The 15,278-nt window shown below is 69.5% G+C and carries 15 protein-coding genes; 7 read left to right on the top strand and 8 right to left on the bottom strand.

Annotation, left to right across the window (positions count from 1 at the left end; all coding sequences use genetic code 11):
* Positions 1-76 precede the first annotated feature (76 nt).
* Genes Pka01_RS07845 through Pka01_RS07820 form a run of 6 tightly spaced genes read right to left on the bottom strand, consistent with a single transcriptional unit; the run spans position 77 to position 4,911 of the window.
* Positions 77-1,081, bottom strand: a complete 1,005-nt coding sequence (locus Pka01_RS07845) for a hypothetical protein (protein ID WP_203881926.1) — start codon at positions 1,079-1,081, stop codon at positions 77-79.
* Complete coding sequence (gene nuoH, locus Pka01_RS07840) at positions 1,078-2,031, bottom strand: NADH-quinone oxidoreductase subunit NuoH (RefSeq protein ID WP_203881925.1); 954 nt, start codon at positions 2,029-2,031, stop codon at positions 1,078-1,080. Before nuoH ends, Pka01_RS07845 begins: the two co-directional genes overlap by 4 nt.
* The gene (locus Pka01_RS07835; protein WP_203881924.1) at positions 2,024-2,605 is read right to left on the bottom strand and encodes an NADH-quinone oxidoreductase subunit C; all 582 of its coding nucleotides are present in this window, start codon (positions 2,603-2,605) and stop codon (positions 2,024-2,026) included. Before Pka01_RS07835 ends, nuoH begins: the two co-directional genes overlap by 8 nt.
* Positions 2,602-3,120 (bottom strand): NADH-quinone oxidoreductase subunit B, encoded by a 519-nt coding sequence (locus tag Pka01_RS07830; protein ID WP_203881923.1) that lies wholly within the window; start codon positions 3,118-3,120, stop codon positions 2,602-2,604. Before Pka01_RS07830 ends, Pka01_RS07835 begins: the two co-directional genes overlap by 4 nt.
* Positions 3,121-3,145: 25 nt before the next feature.
* Complete coding sequence (locus tag Pka01_RS07825; protein ID WP_203881922.1) at positions 3,146-3,517, bottom strand: NADH-quinone oxidoreductase subunit A; 372 nt, start codon at positions 3,515-3,517, stop codon at positions 3,146-3,148.
* A gap of 44 nt (positions 3,518-3,561) precedes the next feature.
* Entirely contained in the window at positions 3,562-4,911 is a 1,350-nt protein-coding gene (locus Pka01_RS07820) for a glutamate-1-semialdehyde 2,1-aminomutase (RefSeq protein ID WP_203881921.1), read from the bottom strand.
* A gap of 442 nt (positions 4,912-5,353) precedes the next feature.
* Here Pka01_RS07820 and Pka01_RS41545 point away from each other — a divergent pair, with 442 nt between their 5' ends.
* From Pka01_RS41545 to Pka01_RS07810, 3 genes are all read left to right on the top strand, one after another.
* Positions 5,354-5,443: a putative leader peptide gene (locus tag Pka01_RS41545; RefSeq protein ID WP_373318111.1), complete on the top strand. Its 90-nt coding sequence runs from the start codon at positions 5,354-5,356 to the stop codon at positions 5,441-5,443.
* Positions 5,444-5,638: 195 nt separating this feature from the next.
* On the top strand, positions 5,639-7,483 hold the full coding sequence (locus Pka01_RS07815) for a 2-oxoacid:acceptor oxidoreductase subunit alpha (protein ID WP_203881920.1): 1,845 nt from the start codon (positions 5,639-5,641) through the stop codon (positions 7,481-7,483).
* A complete protein-coding gene (locus Pka01_RS07810; RefSeq protein WP_203881919.1) occupies positions 7,476-8,537 on the top strand; it encodes a 2-oxoacid:ferredoxin oxidoreductase subunit beta in 1,062 nt (353 codons plus the stop codon). Before Pka01_RS07815 ends, Pka01_RS07810 begins: the two co-directional genes overlap by 8 nt.
* A 46-nt stretch (positions 8,538-8,583) precedes the next feature.
* On the opposite strand, the gene Pka01_RS07805 is transcribed toward Pka01_RS07810, so the two are convergent.
* A complete protein-coding gene (locus Pka01_RS07805; protein ID WP_203881918.1) occupies positions 8,584-9,471 on the bottom strand; it encodes a Gfo/Idh/MocA family protein in 888 nt (295 codons plus the stop codon).
* A 340-nt stretch (positions 9,472-9,811) separates the two neighbouring features.
* Here Pka01_RS07805 and Pka01_RS07800 point away from each other — a divergent pair, with 340 nt between their 5' ends.
* Positions 9,812-10,726 (top strand): glycosyltransferase family 2 protein, encoded by a 915-nt coding sequence (locus Pka01_RS07800; RefSeq protein ID WP_239114813.1) that lies wholly within the window; start codon positions 9,812-9,814, stop codon positions 10,724-10,726.
* Here Pka01_RS07800 and Pka01_RS07795 read toward each other — a convergent pair.
* A complete protein-coding gene (locus Pka01_RS07795) occupies positions 10,694-11,794 on the bottom strand; it encodes an acyltransferase family protein (protein ID WP_239114829.1) in 1,101 nt (366 codons plus the stop codon). The two genes, Pka01_RS07800 and Pka01_RS07795, sit on opposite strands and share 33 nt — an antisense overlap.
* A 165-nt stretch (positions 11,795-11,959) precedes the next feature.
* On the opposite strand from Pka01_RS07795, the gene Pka01_RS07790 reads away from it, so the two are divergent.
* Genes Pka01_RS07790 through Pka01_RS07780 form a run of 3 tightly spaced genes read left to right on the top strand, consistent with a single transcriptional unit; the run spans position 11,960 to position 15,277 of the window.
* Positions 11,960-13,276: a nucleotide sugar dehydrogenase gene (locus tag Pka01_RS07790; RefSeq protein WP_203881916.1), complete on the top strand. Its 1,317-nt coding sequence runs from the start codon at positions 11,960-11,962 to the stop codon at positions 13,274-13,276.
* Positions 13,266-14,444, top strand: a complete 1,179-nt coding sequence (locus Pka01_RS07785; protein WP_203881915.1) for a glycosyltransferase family 4 protein — start codon at positions 13,266-13,268, stop codon at positions 14,442-14,444. The genes Pka01_RS07790 and Pka01_RS07785 overlap by 11 nt, the downstream gene beginning before the upstream one ends.
* Complete coding sequence (locus Pka01_RS07780; RefSeq protein ID WP_203881914.1) at positions 14,441-15,277, top strand: glycosyltransferase family 2 protein; 837 nt, start codon at positions 14,441-14,443, stop codon at positions 15,275-15,277. Before Pka01_RS07785 ends, Pka01_RS07780 begins: the two co-directional genes overlap by 4 nt.
* Position 15,278 lies beyond the last annotated feature (1 nt).

Below are 15,278 nucleotides of genomic sequence, written 5' to 3'. Positions count from 1 at the left end.
ACAGCCATCGGGCTGAGTTATCCACAGAATGTGCAGGAGGATCGAACCCGCCGGCCGGATGGAGCGATCCAGGTGCTCAGGGGTAGGCGTCCTGGGCGGCCGTGGCGAGCGCGGCGTACTCGCTACGGGGCAGTTCGCGGATCTCGCAGGTGACGCCGTGCCGTGCGGCGAAGCGGTTCACGTCCTCCGGGTGCCACCTGCCGGGGAAGTGGTAGACCGGCCGCCCCGTCCCGTCGAGCACGAACAGGCCGTTCAGCCCCTCACAGCGATAGATCAGCATCCGGAGCCCGTCCAGCGGGTGCTTCTTGACCCCCTTGGACCGCGGCCCCGGCCCCATGCCGCTGATCGCGAGCTTCGTCCCCCGCACTCCCAGTCGCGCCGCCGAGGGCCGGTCCGCCGCGGCGAGGCCGCGGCCACGCGAGACCCTCCGGCGGAGCAGAACCCGGTCGAGCCGCCGGAAGAGCGGTGCGATCAGCACGCCGAGCGGGCTGGCCGCCAGGGCCAGCCACTTGAGTTCCAGCACGTCGGCGAAGTTCGTCACCGCGAGGCGGAAGAAGCGCCACATGTGCGGCGGCAGGAAGTAGAGCGTGCAAACCATGGCCACGAGCCCGGACAGCGCCGCGGTCCACCAGGCGAAGCGCCGCCCGCGCGATGCGGGCGCCGGTTCGGGAAGTCCCCGCAGGACTCCCCAGCCGGGGGCGCGGCACGACAGGAACGTCCGCGCCCGGGCCGGGGTGAGACCCAATGCCTGAAACTCCAGGCCGTGCGCGGGGGCGAAGGCGGACACGGCGTCCGTCCCCCACCGACCGGGCAGATCGAGCAGGACCAGCCTGTCGGCGTCGAGAACGGCGAGCCCGAAGACCATCAGGTCCTGGTCCTTCTTCTTCTTCTCGTTCTCCCCCCGTTCCCGGGTGAACGAGTAGCAGGCCAGCGTCCGGGGCGCGCCGGGCGGCAGCCGTACCGACCTGCCGGAGGCCTCGTCGGCCGCGACCAGCCGGTCCTCGTCCCACGACAGGACGGTCGCGGGCAGGCGCCGATCTCCCGGGTTCGCGGGGCCCAGGGGCCGCAGGTCGCCTGTCATGCCATGAGGACCTTGACGACCCCCGTGAGCGCGAGTTGGAGCAGCGCGAGCGGCACGAGGCCGATCCAGGCGAGCTTCTGGAGCTGGTCCTCACGGAGCCGGGGGAAGCTCACACGGACCCAGATCACCACGAACGCCAGGACGAAGACCTTGATGAGCGTCCACACGGGGCCGGGCAGGAGCGGGCCCTGCCAGCCGCCGAGGAACAACACGGCCGTCAGCGCCGAGAGCACCACGATGCCGGCGTACTCCGCCAGCATGAACAGCGCGAACCGGATCCCCGTGTACTCCGTCATCGTGCCCATGATGATCTCGGAGTCGGCGATCGGCATGTCGAACGGCGGCCTGCGCAACTCCGCGAGCCCCGCGACGAAGAAGACCACGGCCCCGATCGCCTGCCACGGGAGCCACCACCACCGCCACTGCTCGGCGATGCCCTCGAGCGACAGGGTGCCCGCGGCCATCGCCACGCTCGAGGCGGCCAGGACCAGCGGCAGCTCGTAGGACATGAGCTGGGCCGCCGCCCGCATGCCGCCGAGCACGCTGTACTTGTTGGCCGACGCCCAGCCGGCCATGATCGCGCCGAGCACACCGACGCCCATCACGGCGAGCACGAAGAACAGGCCCGCGTCGACGTCCGCCCCCACCAGGCCGGGCCCGACGGGGATCACGACCAGCACCACGAGGTATGGCACGAGCGCGACGGCCGGGGCGATGGCGAAGACGCGACGGTCGGCGGCCGCCGGGATCACGTCCTCCTTCTGGGCGAACTTGACGCCGTCGGCGATGAGCTGCGCCCACCCGTGGAACCCGCCCGCGTACATCGGTCCCAGGCGCGACTGCATGTGCGCCATGGCCTTGTGCTCCATCTGCCCGACGATCAGGGGCAGCAGGAGGAAGGCCACCACGATCACGATCAGCCGGACCGCGACGTCGAGCACCTCAGCCATCGCCCTCCTCTCCCTCCGGTACGGCCGGCGCTCCCGGGGATCTGGCCCAGTCGGCGGGGACGCCGGGAGGAAGAACCTTGCGGCGGCTCGGCGACCCGTGGTCGGACTCGCCCGGCTCCTTGGCGCCGGGCCACGCCTTGGCCACCCGGGCGGCCAGCACGAAGTCCTTGCGCAGGGGGTGGCCCTCGAAACCCTCGGGCAGCAGCAACGGCCGCAGGGCCGGGTGCCCCTCGAAGATCACACCGAACATCTCGAAGGTCTCGCGCTCGTGCCAGTCGGCTCCGCGGAACACACCCGTCGCACTGGGCAGCCTGGGGTCGGCGCGCGGCACCCGGGTCCTGATCAGCAGGTGCGCGACGGCGACGGTGTCGACGACGTGGGCGACGATCGCGAACTCGTCCGGCGGCTCGTCGACCCCGGTGAGCCAGTCGAAGAACTCGAAGCCCTCCGACCGGGCGAAGTCCAGCGCGTCGAGCCAGTCGTCCGGCTCCACGTCGGCCACGACCTCACCGAACGAGTCGGAGATCCGGACGCGCGAGCCGTACCGCGCCTCGATCGCGGCGCCGATGCTCATGCGCCGCCGCCCGGCAGGTAACGGTCGCTGAGCGTCTCGCCTGCGATCTTCTCCTGAAGCTTCATGATGCCGTGGAGCAGCGCCTCGGGCCGCGGCGGGCAGCCGGGGACGTAGACGTCGACGGGGATGATCTGGTCGACCCCCTTGGTCACGCAGTAGGAGTCCCAGTAGGGGCCGCCGGAGTTGGAGCAGGCCCCGAACGAGATGACGTACTTCGGGTCGGGCATCTGCTCGTACAGCCGCTTCACCGCGGGGGCCATCTTGTCGGTCACCGTGCCGCTGACGATCATCAGATCGGCCTGCCGCGGCCCGTTCGCGAACGGGATCACCCCGAACCGGATGAAGTCATGCCTGCTCATCGACGTCGCGATGAACTCGATCGCGCAGCACGCCAGCCCGAAGTTGAAGACCCAGAGCGAGTAGCGCCTGCCCCAGTTCAGGACGAACTTCATCGGCTTGGGCGCCAGCCTGGACGCCGGCCCAACCGTGGGCATCGGAAGATCGCTCACCGCCATGGGGCCATTCTCCTCTCCCTGCCGGTCACGTCCAGGCGAGCACCCGCTTGCGCCAGGCATAGAGGATGCCGAGGGCGATGAAGGCGAGGAAGACGAACATCTCGACGAGCGTGGTCATCCCGAAGCCCGGCGCCGCGAAGACGGTCGCCCACGGGAAGAGGAAGACCGCGTCCACGGCGAAGACCACATAGAGATACGTGAAGACGTAGTAGCGGACCTGCGACTGCGCCCAGCCCTCGCCGACGGGGTCGACGCCGCACTCATAGGTCGTGAGCTTGTCGGGCGTGGGGCGGTCGGGCCGCAACATCCGGTTGGCGAACAGGCCGCCCGCGAAAATCCCCACACCTATGAGTAAAAGGACGACAACGACGACATATGAGCCGAAATATCCGTCCATGATTGCCATGGTAGTCCGGTGCTCCGATTAGTGAAGGCGTCGCGTCAATGAAGTCGTCGCGGCTCCGCGTATCGCCGGAGAGCGGGTGCGACCGGGCGCCCGTGGAGCAATCCCTCCACGCCGCCGGCCTCCAGCGCCTTGCGATAGATCAGCATCGCCTCACGCGCCGCGGAAACGGTCTGCTCGACGTCCTCGGGGGTGTGCGCCGCCGACACGACGAAGTTCTGAGCGAGCACGCCTCGCCTCAGCAACTCCTGCATGAAGAGCGTGCGGAAGGGCTGGGACGGCGCGCCCGATCCGTCCTTGGTGGTGAACAGCAGGCAGGACGGTCTCCCGATGGCCGCCACGTGGGCGTGGACGCCGAGGTCCTTCGCTGCCGCGTTGACCCCGTCGGCGAGCTCCCGGCCGCGCTGCTCCATGGTCCCGATCGGGTCGCCTTCTGCGTAGGCCCGCAGGACCGCGCGCAGCGCCGCCAGCGACACGCTCTCCGGACCGTGCGTGGTGGACATCAGGAAGACCCTCGGCTCATCGGTGCGCAGACCGCCGAGCTCCATGATCTCCCTGCGCCCGGCCAGGGCGGAGATCGGGAAGCCGTTGCCGATCGCCTTGCCCCAGCACGACAGGTCCGGCCGGACCCCGTACACCGCCTGGGCCCCGCCGGCCGCCCAGCGCAACCCGGTGATCATCTCGTCGAAGATGAGTACCGCTCCCTGCCGGTCGCACAGCTCGCGGACGCCCTCCAGGAAGCCCGGATCCGGTTCGACCGCGGCCGTGGCCGCCTCCATGATCACGCAGGCGATCCGGCCCTCGTTCCGCTCGAACAGCTCCCGCAGCGAGTCGAGGTCGTTGTAGCGGAAGCGGACGCTGAGCTCTCGTACCGCCTCGGGGATCCCGGCGTTCATCTCCAGGCCGCCGATGAACCAGTCGTGAACCGAGAAGAAGGGCTGCTCACACATGGCGACGAGATCACGGCCGGTCACCGCCCTCGCCAGCCGGATGGCGGCCGAGGTGGCGTCCGAGCCGCCCTTGCCGAACTTCACCATGTCCGCGCCCGGCACCTGGGCCAGGAACTCCTCCGCCGCCAGGAGCTCCAGCTCGGTCGGGCGGGTGAAGCTGAGCCCGTCGGCCAGGACGGCGCGCACCGCGTCGAGGACCGGCGGATAGGCGTGGCCGAGGGTGACGGAGCGCAGCCCCATGTTGTATTCGACGAAGCAGTTGCCGTCGGCGTCCCAGACCCGGGCTCCCTCGCCGCGCACCAGCACGGGGGCCATGTTCTCTGGGTACTGATCAGAGCCGCGGGCGTACGTGTGCGCCCCACCGGGCACCAGGTCGTGCAGCCGACGCTGCAGCTGTTCGGATCGCGCGAAACCGGGCCAACTAGTCTGATCAACCACCTAACCCAGAATAGATATTGACCCCGCGAAGCGCCACACAAGATATGTCACAAAACCACTGCAGTACATTACCGCTTAAGAAAAGTAAATCGCCATTATCGCGGCATTCATCATAAAATGCGCGACGGCGGAGCGGCATTCGCTAGCGTGACTGGGAGAGGGTCGGGCCGGTCGCCTGCGCCGCGGAGCCGGACCGGCATGCGGAGACCTGACCCGCACACCCTGTCGGTCCGTCACACCCGAGTCAAGTCGGATGCGGCCATGTGACGGACGCCACCGCCCGCGCCGTCCCCGGTCCGCGCACGGCCGCCCACGGGGATCCGACGTCAGGCCGGGGCGTCGACGAGGCCCTTCTACCGTGCGGCGAGCGCGCTCGCCGTGACACCCGCGCCGAGGCCCGGGTGCCCGCGCCCTGCCGGGGGTGCACGTATAGTTGGGCATCGTGAGCCTTACCTTCCTCTTCGCCCGCCTACACGTGGACCTGTGTCGGCTCGCCGGGGGACTGTGTCATTCGGAACGTTCACCTCAGTGACTACTCCCTAGCCTCCCGCAGCCATCGATCCCTCGGTGGGACCCCGCCCCTCCTTGGTTCATGCGACGAGGACCGGTAGTCCGCATGTGTCAATTATTCGCACCGCGAACACAACGCGGTCTCGATGGATCTAGCATGGATATAAGAACGCGTTTCGGGCAGATACCCGGGGCCGTCAAGGAGGACTGAGCAGCTGTGACCAAGCAGGTGCAGCAACTCGATCGCGTGATCATCCGCTTCGCCGGCGACTCCGGCGACGGTATGCAGCTCACCGGCGACCGGTTCACGGCGGAGACGGCGCAGTTCGGCAACGACCTGTCGACGCTCCCCAACTTCCCGGCGGAGATCCGCGCCCCCGCGGGAACGCTCCCCGGAGTGTCCAGTTTCCAACTGCACTTCGCCGATCATGACATTCTCACGCCAGGCGACGCGCCCAACGTACTGGTCGCGATGAACCCGGCCGCGCTGAAGGCGAACCTGGGCGACCTGCCTCGTGGCGCCGACATCATCGCGAACACCGACGAGTTCACCAAGCGGAACCTGCAGAAGGTCGGCTACGCGGTGAGCCCGCTCGAGGACGAGTCCCTCAGCGAGTGGCGGGTCCACTCGGTGCCGCTGACCTCGCTGACCCTGAAGGCCCTCGAGGAGCTCGAGATCTCCAAGAAGGACGCCGAGCGGGCCAAGAACATGTTCGCGCTCGGTCTCCTGTCCTGGCTGTACCACCGCCCCACCGAGGCGACCGTCAAGTTCCTCGAGACGAAGTTCGCCAAGAAGCCCGAGATCGCCAAGGCGAACGTCGCTGCGTTCCGCGCGGGCTGGAACTACGGCGAGACCACCGAGTCGTTCTCCGTCTCCTACGAGATCCGGCCGGCCAAGCTCGCATCGGGCGTCTACCGGAACATCTCGGGCAATCAGGCGCTGGCCTACGGCCTGATCGCGGCCTCCGTCCAGTCGAAGCTGCCTCTGTTCCTCGGGTCCTATCCGATCACCCCGGCCTCGGACATCCTGCACGAGCTGTCCAAGCACAAGCGGTTCGGGATCCGGACGTTCCAGGCCGAGGACGAGATCGCGGGAGTCGCCGCCGCGCTGGGAGCCGCGTTCGGCGGTGCCCTCGGCGTGACGACCACCTCGGGCCCCGGCGTGACGCTCAAGGCGGAGACCGTCGGTCTCGCCGTGACGACCGAGCTTCCGCTGATCGTCGTGGACGTGCAGCGGGCCGGGCCGTCCACCGGCATGCCGACCAAGACGGAGCAGACCGACCTGCTCATGGCGCTGTACGGCCGCAACGGCGAGTCGCCGGTCCCGGTCATCGCGGCCTCCACGCCGTCGGACTGCTTCGACGCCGCCATCGAGGCCGCGCGGATCGCGCTGCGCTACCGCACGCCGGTCATCCTGCTGTCGGACGGCTACCTGGCCAACGGCTCCGAGCCGTGGCGGGTCCCCGAGACCGCCGACCTGCCGGACCTCTCGGTCGAGTTCGCGACCGAGCCCAACGGGGAGGACGGCTCCTACCTGCCGTTCAAGCGGGACACGGAGACGCTCGCCCGCCCCTGGGCCGTCCCCGGCACGCCCGGCCTCGAACACCGCATCGGCGGCATCGAGAAGGCCGACGGCACGGGCAACATCTCCTACGATCCCGACAACCACGACAAGATGGTCCGGCTGCGTCAGGCCAAGATCGAGGGGATCGACGTCCCCGACCTGACCGTGGACGACCCCGACGGCGACGCCCGGGTCCTCGTGCTCGGCTGGGGCTCCACCTTCGGCCCCATCGCGGCGGCCGTACGACGGGTCCGCAAGACCGGGGGCAAGGTCGCCCAGGTGCACCTGCGCCACCTCAACCCGCTGCCCGCCAACACCGGCGACGTGTTGCGGTCCTACGACAAGGTGCTGCTCCCCGAGATCAACCTCGGTCAGCTGGCGCTGCTGCTCCGGGCCCGCTTCCTGATCGACGTGATCAGCTACAACCGCGTACGAGGGCTTCCGTTCAAGGCCGAGGAACTGGCCGCCGTGATTCAGGACGTGATCGACAGTGAGTAGCACCGAGTCACTCAACGGCAAGGGGCTCGCCCTGGTCCCGAAGACGGAGGCCGTGCAGACCCTGAAGGACTTCAAGTCCGACCAGGAGGTCCGCTGGTGCCCGGGCTGCGGCGACTACGCCATCCTGGCCGCCGTCCAGAGCTTCCTGCCCGAGCTCGGCCTGCGCCGGGAGAACATCGTGTTCGTCTCAGGCATCGGCTGCTCGTCGCGGTTCCCGTACTACCTGAACACCTACGGCTTCCACTCGATCCACGGCCGCGCCCCGGCCATCGCGACCGGGCTGGCCGCCTCGCGGCCCGACCTGTCCGTGTGGGTGATCACGGGTGACGGCGACGGGCTGTCGATCGGCGGAAACCACCTGATCCACGCGCTGCGCCGCAACGTGAACCTGAACATCCTGTTGTTCAACAACAGGATCTACGGCCTCACCAAGGGCCAGTACTCCCCCACGTCGGAGCTCGGCAAGATCACCAAGTCGACTCCGATGGGATCGCTGGACCGCCCGTTCAACCCGATCTCGCTCGCGCTCGGCGCGGAGGCCGGCTTCGTCGCCCGGACCATCGACTCCGACCGCAAGCACCTGCAGGGCGTGCTGCGGGAGGCCGCCGCGCACCGGGGCACGTCGCTGATCGAGATCTACCAGAACTGCAACATCTTCAACGACGGCGCCTTCGACGCACTGAAGGACCCGAGCACGCGTGACGAGATCACGGTCAAGCTGGAGCACGGCCGGCCGATCGTCTTCGGCACCGGCGAGAACGAGCGGGCCGTCCGTCTCTCACCGGACGGCGGTGTGGAGGTCGTGCGCCGCTCGGAGGTCGCCGAGAGCGAGATCCTCGTCCACGACATGCACAGGCCCGACCCCTCGGTCGCCTTCGCGCTGTCGCGGCTGGACGACCCGTCCTTCGAGCACGTGCCGATCGGGATCTTCCGCTCGGTCGACCGGCCGTCCTACGACCAGTTGATGGCCGAGCAGTTGGAGGCCGCCTCCGCGGGCGGCACGGGATCGCTGGACGCGCTGCTCCACGGTGGAGACACCTGGCGCATCGGCTGAGCCGTCACCGGGCAGGGGGCCGTTTCTCGACGAGGCGGCCCCCTTCTCATGCCCCGATGAGCTGGGCGCGCACCTGGTCGATCAGTCGCTGCAGGTAGAGGCCCCGGTGGACGGCGATGGGGTGGGATCTTCCACTCCGGACCGCGGCCGCGAACTCCGATCGCACGTTGGACCGCGTCTGCGCCGAGTCCTCGGCCAGTTCGCGCACGTCCAGCGTCAGGCTGCCCTTCGGGCCGTAGAGGTCCAGCGTCTTCCTGTGCCCCTGCGGGGTGGGGATCGAGCCGGACAGGGCCAACTGGCTCACGGCTCCGCCCTCGTGCAGGCACGTCAGCGCCATGTAGCCGTGCAGGTCGCCGACCGCGCCGATGTCCTTGATCCAGCCGGCCGTCGCGTCGAGCAGGTCCAGCGCGTGCGGGGCGAAATCCGGGAGCGCTCCATCGCGCCGGCGCCAGGCGGCCGGGCGGGCTCCGGCGAGCAGTTCCCCCGTCAGATGGCTGGCCTGCGCGCCGGACACGGGGAAACGTTCGGCGCGGCGCAGGAACTCCCGCACCTGCGGCCGGAAGCGCCGGGTGAGCAACAACTGGCTGGGAACGCCGGCGGCGTCGATGGTGCCGGCCAGCGCCTCGGCGTCGGCAAGCGTGCGGGCCAGCGGCTTGTCCAGCAGTACGGCACGGCCCGCCCTCGCGGCCTCCGCGGCGAGGGCCGGCTGGGCGCCGGGGGCGAGGGCGAAGGCCACGGCCTCGCACGCCTTCAGGAACTCGGCGTAGTCGGTGAAGGCGGGCACGGAGAACCGCTCGGCCAGTGTCCGCGCGGCCTCCGGCCGACGGGCCCAGACGCCCGCCAGACGCGTCTCAGGCCCGGCGGCGAGCATGGGGGCGTGGAAGTCGGTGGCCCACGCCCCCGACCCGGCCAGGCCGACCGCCACCGGTCTCATACGCCCTTGCGCCGCCGGCCGAAGCGTCGCGCCGCACTGCTGGAACGGTCCTTGGGGTTGTCGGAGACGGACGGCGAGAGCGAATCGAAGGCAGGAGAAATCTCGTGCATAGCGGTACTCATGTCCCGATCCATGTGACGGGTGGTCACCCGCGCCCCTCTTCCCAGTCGATCTTCACTTACGTGGGGGGCTCAGGCCGAGATTGATCCCGAGTGCCGGATGACGTTCACGTGCACTCTCGGGAAACCACTTCACGTCGGAGTGGAACGATACCGGCGTTACTCGTATACGACGCTAACATGCGCATGGACGGAACGTTTCCATCCCCTTGGAGCGGCTGATGTCCGGCACCCCCCGGATCGCGATCGTGATCGTGACGTACAACAGCGCGCGGGTCCTGGAGGGCTGCCTGAGCTCTCTCCTGCCGGGTGCGCGGGGAGTCGATCTCGCCGAGGTCGTCGTGGCGGACAACGCGTCGAAGGACGACTCCGTCCTCATGGCGGACAAGGCCGGCGCCACCGTCGTGCAACTCGGCAGGAACGCGGGCTACGCCGCGGCGATCAACGCCGGGATCGCGTCGCTGGACCTCGACGGCCTCGACGCGGTCCTCGTCCTCAACCCCGACTGCCGGCTCGGCGAGGGAAGCCTCGCGCGCCTCGCGGAACCTCTGCGCCGGCCCCGGACGGGGATCACGGCGCCCCGGCTGACGAGCCCGGACGGACACGTCCACCCCTCACTGCGCCGGGCGCCGACCGTGCGCGGCGCGTGGGCGGAGGCGGTGATCGGCGGCACGCTCGCCGGGAGGCTCGGCTCGCTCGGCGAGGTGATCACCGACCCTGAGCGCTACGACCAGCCGGGACCCGCGGCTTGGGCGACCGGCGCGGCCATGCTGATCTCCGTGCCGGCCTTGCGCGAGATCGGCCCGTGGGACGAGTCGTTCCTGCTCTACAGCGAGGAGACGGAGTTCGCGCTGCGCGCCGCCGACCTCGGCTGGACCCTCTGGTACGAACCCGCGGCCGTGGTCGAGCACATCGGGGGCGACGCGAAGGTCAACCCGATGCTGGCCGCACTGCTCACGGTCAACAAGGTGCGGCTGTTCCGCCGCCGCCGGGGACCGCTGGCGGGGTTCGCGTACTACCTGGCCGTGCTCCTCGGCGAAGGCGTGCGGGCCGTGGCGGGCCGGAGCACGGCCCGGGCCGCGGTCCTGTGGCTGGTCATGCCGTCACGCCGCATCCGCGCGCTTCCCGGCGGCTGACAGCCTCCGGGCCATGGGCCGTTCGACGAACCGGTAGAGGGCCCAGGCCACCGCGATCGCCAGCGCGAGGGAGACGAGTATCGCGACGGCCGCCCTTGCCGGCGGCGCCTCGTGCCCGGAGACGCGTTCGACCAGGCCGATGACGGGCTGGTGGACGAGATAGAAGGCGAACGACACCTCGCCCAGCCAGACGAGGACGGGCGTCCTCAGGACGGACCTGGTGCCGCGCAGATCCGAGGTGGCCGCGGCGCCCACCAGAAGCGCGAAGGGGCCCGCCATCCAGGCGACCCAGCCCCAGCGCTCCCAGACGAGGGGCACCGTCGCGTACGCCGCGAGGACGAGCACGGAGGACACGAGCACGCCGGGCCCGCGCCACCGGCCGTCCCTGATCAGGAGGGCCAGCGTCATGCCGAGCGCGAACTCCAGGGCGCGGGTGACCGGGAACACCCAGACGAACCAGTAGGCGAGTCCGGGCGACAACGCCTGGGACGCGAGCGGAACCAGCCAGATTCCGCCGAGCAGGCCCAGAGCCACCAGCCAGAGCCTGTTCGACGGGATGCGGCGCCCCAGCCTCAGCAGCAGGGGGAAGGCCGCGTAGAAGGCCATCTCGCAGGAGAGCGACCATGCGGGGGTGTTGCCGCCGAAGTAGTACGCCTCGTTGGGAATCCATGCCTGGACGAGGAACAGCCCGGTGACCGAGGGGCCGGGCGCCGCCGCCCGCCCGACCGCCGCGAGCATGGCGAGCACCACGAGCCACGTGACGACGTGGTTGGGGGCGACTCTGGCCACCCGCCTGCGGAAGAACGCGCCGGGGCGGTCGCCGGGACGGGACGACCAGGTGAGGACCATCCCCGACAGGATGAAGAAGAAGGGCACCCCCACCGAGCCGGAAGCGAAGAGCACCTCGAGCACGCGGCGCGCTCCCGGATCGGCGACCATGTCGCCCGTATGGACATGAAAGCCAAATACCACAAATGCGGCAAACCACCTTAAACCGGTCAGAGATGGAAGTCGCAGCGGGGAAGTCGGCACTCCCGACGACGTCGGAAGAGTCCGGGATTCGGTCATGGATTCCCTGTCGTAGGCGATTCCGGGAGTCACGCAGACGCCATCCAACCAAATGCGGAAGGAACGATCCACGTCAACTCTCAATACGCCCATACTCGTAACGATCGACGCGTATCCTCCGACTACTGATGAAATTCATGCAGCGACAGAGGGGGGCACGTCCCAGTGAGAATCAGCGTGTTCGGGCTCGGCTACGTAGGTTGCGTCTCCGCAGCCTGTCTGGCGGCCCGCGGACACGAGGTCGTCGGTGTGGATGTGAATCCCGTGAAGGTCGATCTCATCACACGCGGGCTGGCTCCCGTCGTCGAGGAACGCATCGGTGAGCTGACCGCGGACGTCGTCCGCAGCGGCGCCCTGCGCGCGACGACCGACGTGGCCGAGGCGATCCACACGAGCGACGTCTCGCTCGTCTGCGTCGGCACCCCGTCGGCGCCGAACGGCAGCCTCTCCACCGAATACCTGGAGCGGGTGGCCGAGGAGATCGGCGCCGCGCTCGCCGAGCGGGACGGCTGGCACACCGTCGTCTTCCGCAGCACCATGCTCCCCGGTACGTGCTCCTCGCTGCTCATCCCGATCCTGGAGAAGTCCTCGGGCAAGACGGCGGGAGTCGACTTCGGCGTCGCCGTGAACCCGGAGTTCCTCCGCGAGGGCACGAGCGTGCGCGACTTCTTCGAGCCGCCGAAGACCGTCATCGGCCAGTTCGACGAGACCAGCGGCGACATGGTGGCCAAGCTGTACGACGGCCTGCCCGGCGAGGTGTTCCGCGTGCCCATCGCGGTGGCCGAGATGACGAAGTACGCCGACAACTCCTTCCACGGACTGAAGATCGCCTTCGCGAACGAACTCGGCGCCGTCTGCGCCGCGCTCGGCCTGGATTCGCACGCGGTCATGGACGTCTTCCTCGCCGACACGAAGCTCAACGTCAGCCCGGCGTATCTGCGGCCCGGCTTCGCCTTCGGCGGCTCGTGCCTGCCCAAGGACCTTCGCGGGCTCGTGTACGCCGCCAGAAGGGCCGACGTCTCCGTCCCGCTCCTCTCGCACGTCCTGCCCTCCAACGAGGAGCACCTGCGCCGCGCGTTCGACCTGGTCGCCGCCACGGGCAAGCGCCGCGTCGGACTGTTCGGGCTGTCCTTCAAGCCCGGTACGGACGACCTGCGCGAGAGCCCGCTGGTCGAGCTCGCGGAGCGCCTTCTCGGCAAGGGATACGACCTGCGGATCTACGACGCGAACGTGTCGTTGTCTCGCCTCATCGGCGCCAACCGGGACTACATCGAGGGCAGGCTGCCCCACCTGGGCGAGTTGCTGACCAACTCGGTGGACGATGTGATGGCCCATGCCGACGTCTGCATCATCGGCTGCAAGGACCCGGCCGTCCTGACCGCCCTCGAGAACGCAGAAGACCGCACGATCATCGACCTCGTCCGCCTGCCCGACGCCGAGTCGCGTCGTCTGAACCCTGGATACGTTGGCCTTGCCTGGTAAAGCACTGATCCTCGTCGAGAACCTCTCCGTACCGTTCGACCGGCGTGTCTGGCAGGAGAGCACAACACTGCGCGATGCCGGATGGGAGGTGCACGTCATCTGCCCGCAGGGCACCAAGCGGGACACCGAGCGGGAAGTCGAGATCGACGGGGTGAAGATCCACCGGTACCCGCTGCGCGCCGCGACCGGAGGCCCGCTCGGCTACCTGTCGGAGTACGGCTCGGCCCTGTGGCACACCTACCGCCTGGCGAGGCGGATCGGGCCGGTCGACGTCGTACACGCCTGCAACCCGCCCGACCTGTTCTACCTCATCGGCAAGGCGCTCAAGCGGCGCGGAGCGAGCTTCGTCTTCGACCAGCACGACCTCGTGCCCGAGCTCTACCTGTCCCGGTTCGACCGCGGCAAGGACTTCCTCTACCGGCTCGTGTGCCGACTGGAGCGTAAGACCTACCAGACCGCCGACGTGGTCATCGCGACCAACGAGAGCTACCGCGAGGTGGCGCAGTCGCGCGGCGGCAAGAAGCCGGACGAGGTGTTCGTCGTGCGCAGCGCGCCGGCGATCGAGCGGTTCCACGAGGTGCCGCCGGACGAGTCGCTCAAGCGCGGCAAGCCCCACATGTTGTGCTACCTCGGCGTGATGGGCCCGCAGGACGGCGTCGACTACGCGTTACGCTCGCTGGCCCGCCTCCGCGACGAGCAGGGCCGTACGGACTGGCACGCCGCGTTCGTGGGCGGCGGCGACACCTTCGACGCCATGGTCGCCCTCTCGAAGGAACTCGGCCTGGCCGACTTCGTCGACTTCACCGGACGCATCCCGGACGAGGACCTGCTGCGGTACCTGTCCACCGCGGACGTGTGCCTGTCGCCGGACCCGCTCAACCCGCTCAACGACGTCTCCACGATGAACAAGGTCATGGAGTACATGGCGATGGCCCGCCCGATCGTCTCGTTCGACCTGCGGGAGGCCAAGGTCTCCGCGGGCGAGGCAGCGGTGTACGCGCCGCCCAACGACGAGTCCGAGTTCGCGAAGCTGATCGCGCTCCTGCTCGACGACCCGCAGGAGCGCCGCCGCATGGGCGAGTTGGGCCAGGCCCGCGTCCACGGACCGCTGTCCTGGGAGAACTCCAGGAAGGCGCTGCTCGCCGCCTACGACGCCGCCCGCCCATGACCCCCGTCGCCAGTGTCGTGATCCCGGCGCACAACGAGGAGGCCGTGCTGTCCCGCTGCCTCGGTCTGTTGCTCGCCGGGACCGAGCCGGGGGAACTGGACGTCGTCGTCGTCGCGAACGGCTGCACGGACGGCACCGCGCGCGTGGCCCGCGAGTCGGGCGCGCGCGTGGTCGAGACCGCCACGCCAGGCAAGGCCAACGCGCTGCGCCTCGGCGACGCCGAGTGCCTCACCTTCCCCCGCGTCTACCTGGACGCCGACGTCGAGTTGACCGCCGCGTCGGTCCGGGCTCTGGTTGCTGCCCTGGCCCGGCCCGGCGTCCTCGCGGGCTCCCCCGTCCCGGAGTGGGACGTCGACGGCGCGAGCCGTACGGCACGGCGGGTGCATCGCGTGCACGAGCGGCTCATCGGCCCGCGCAGGGCCCTGGCGGGCGTGGGCGTGTACGCCCTCACCGAGGCGGGTCACGCACGGGTGTTCCCCATCCCCGACGTGGTGGCCGACGACGAGTTGGTGAACCGCAGTTTCGCCCCGGACGAGCGCGTGGTGGTGCCGGAGGCCCGCTCGGTGGTGCGACCCGCCCGGACGATACGGGCGCACCTGCGCCGGCGTGTGCGCGTCCGGCTCGGAAACCGGCAACTCGAGGCGATGGGCTTGCCGGCCCACGGCGGGCGGCTGGGGCTAGGCTCGATCGTGGGACTGGTGACCACACGATCGGTGAGTCCCCTGGACGCGGCCACGTACCTCGCCGTCCTTCTCGCCGATCGTTCGATGTCCCGCAATGCGACGACAGGCGCACCGCAGATCGTGTGGACGACGGACTCAAGCAGCAGGTGAA

Origin of the sequence: Planotetraspora kaengkrachanensis (assembly GCF_016862895.1) — a bacterium.
In the GTDB taxonomy this organism is placed as follows: Bacteria; Actinomycetota; Actinomycetes; order Streptosporangiales; family Streptosporangiaceae; genus Planotetraspora; species Planotetraspora kaengkrachanensis.
This window is presented reverse-complemented; position numbering and strand designations above follow the sequence as displayed.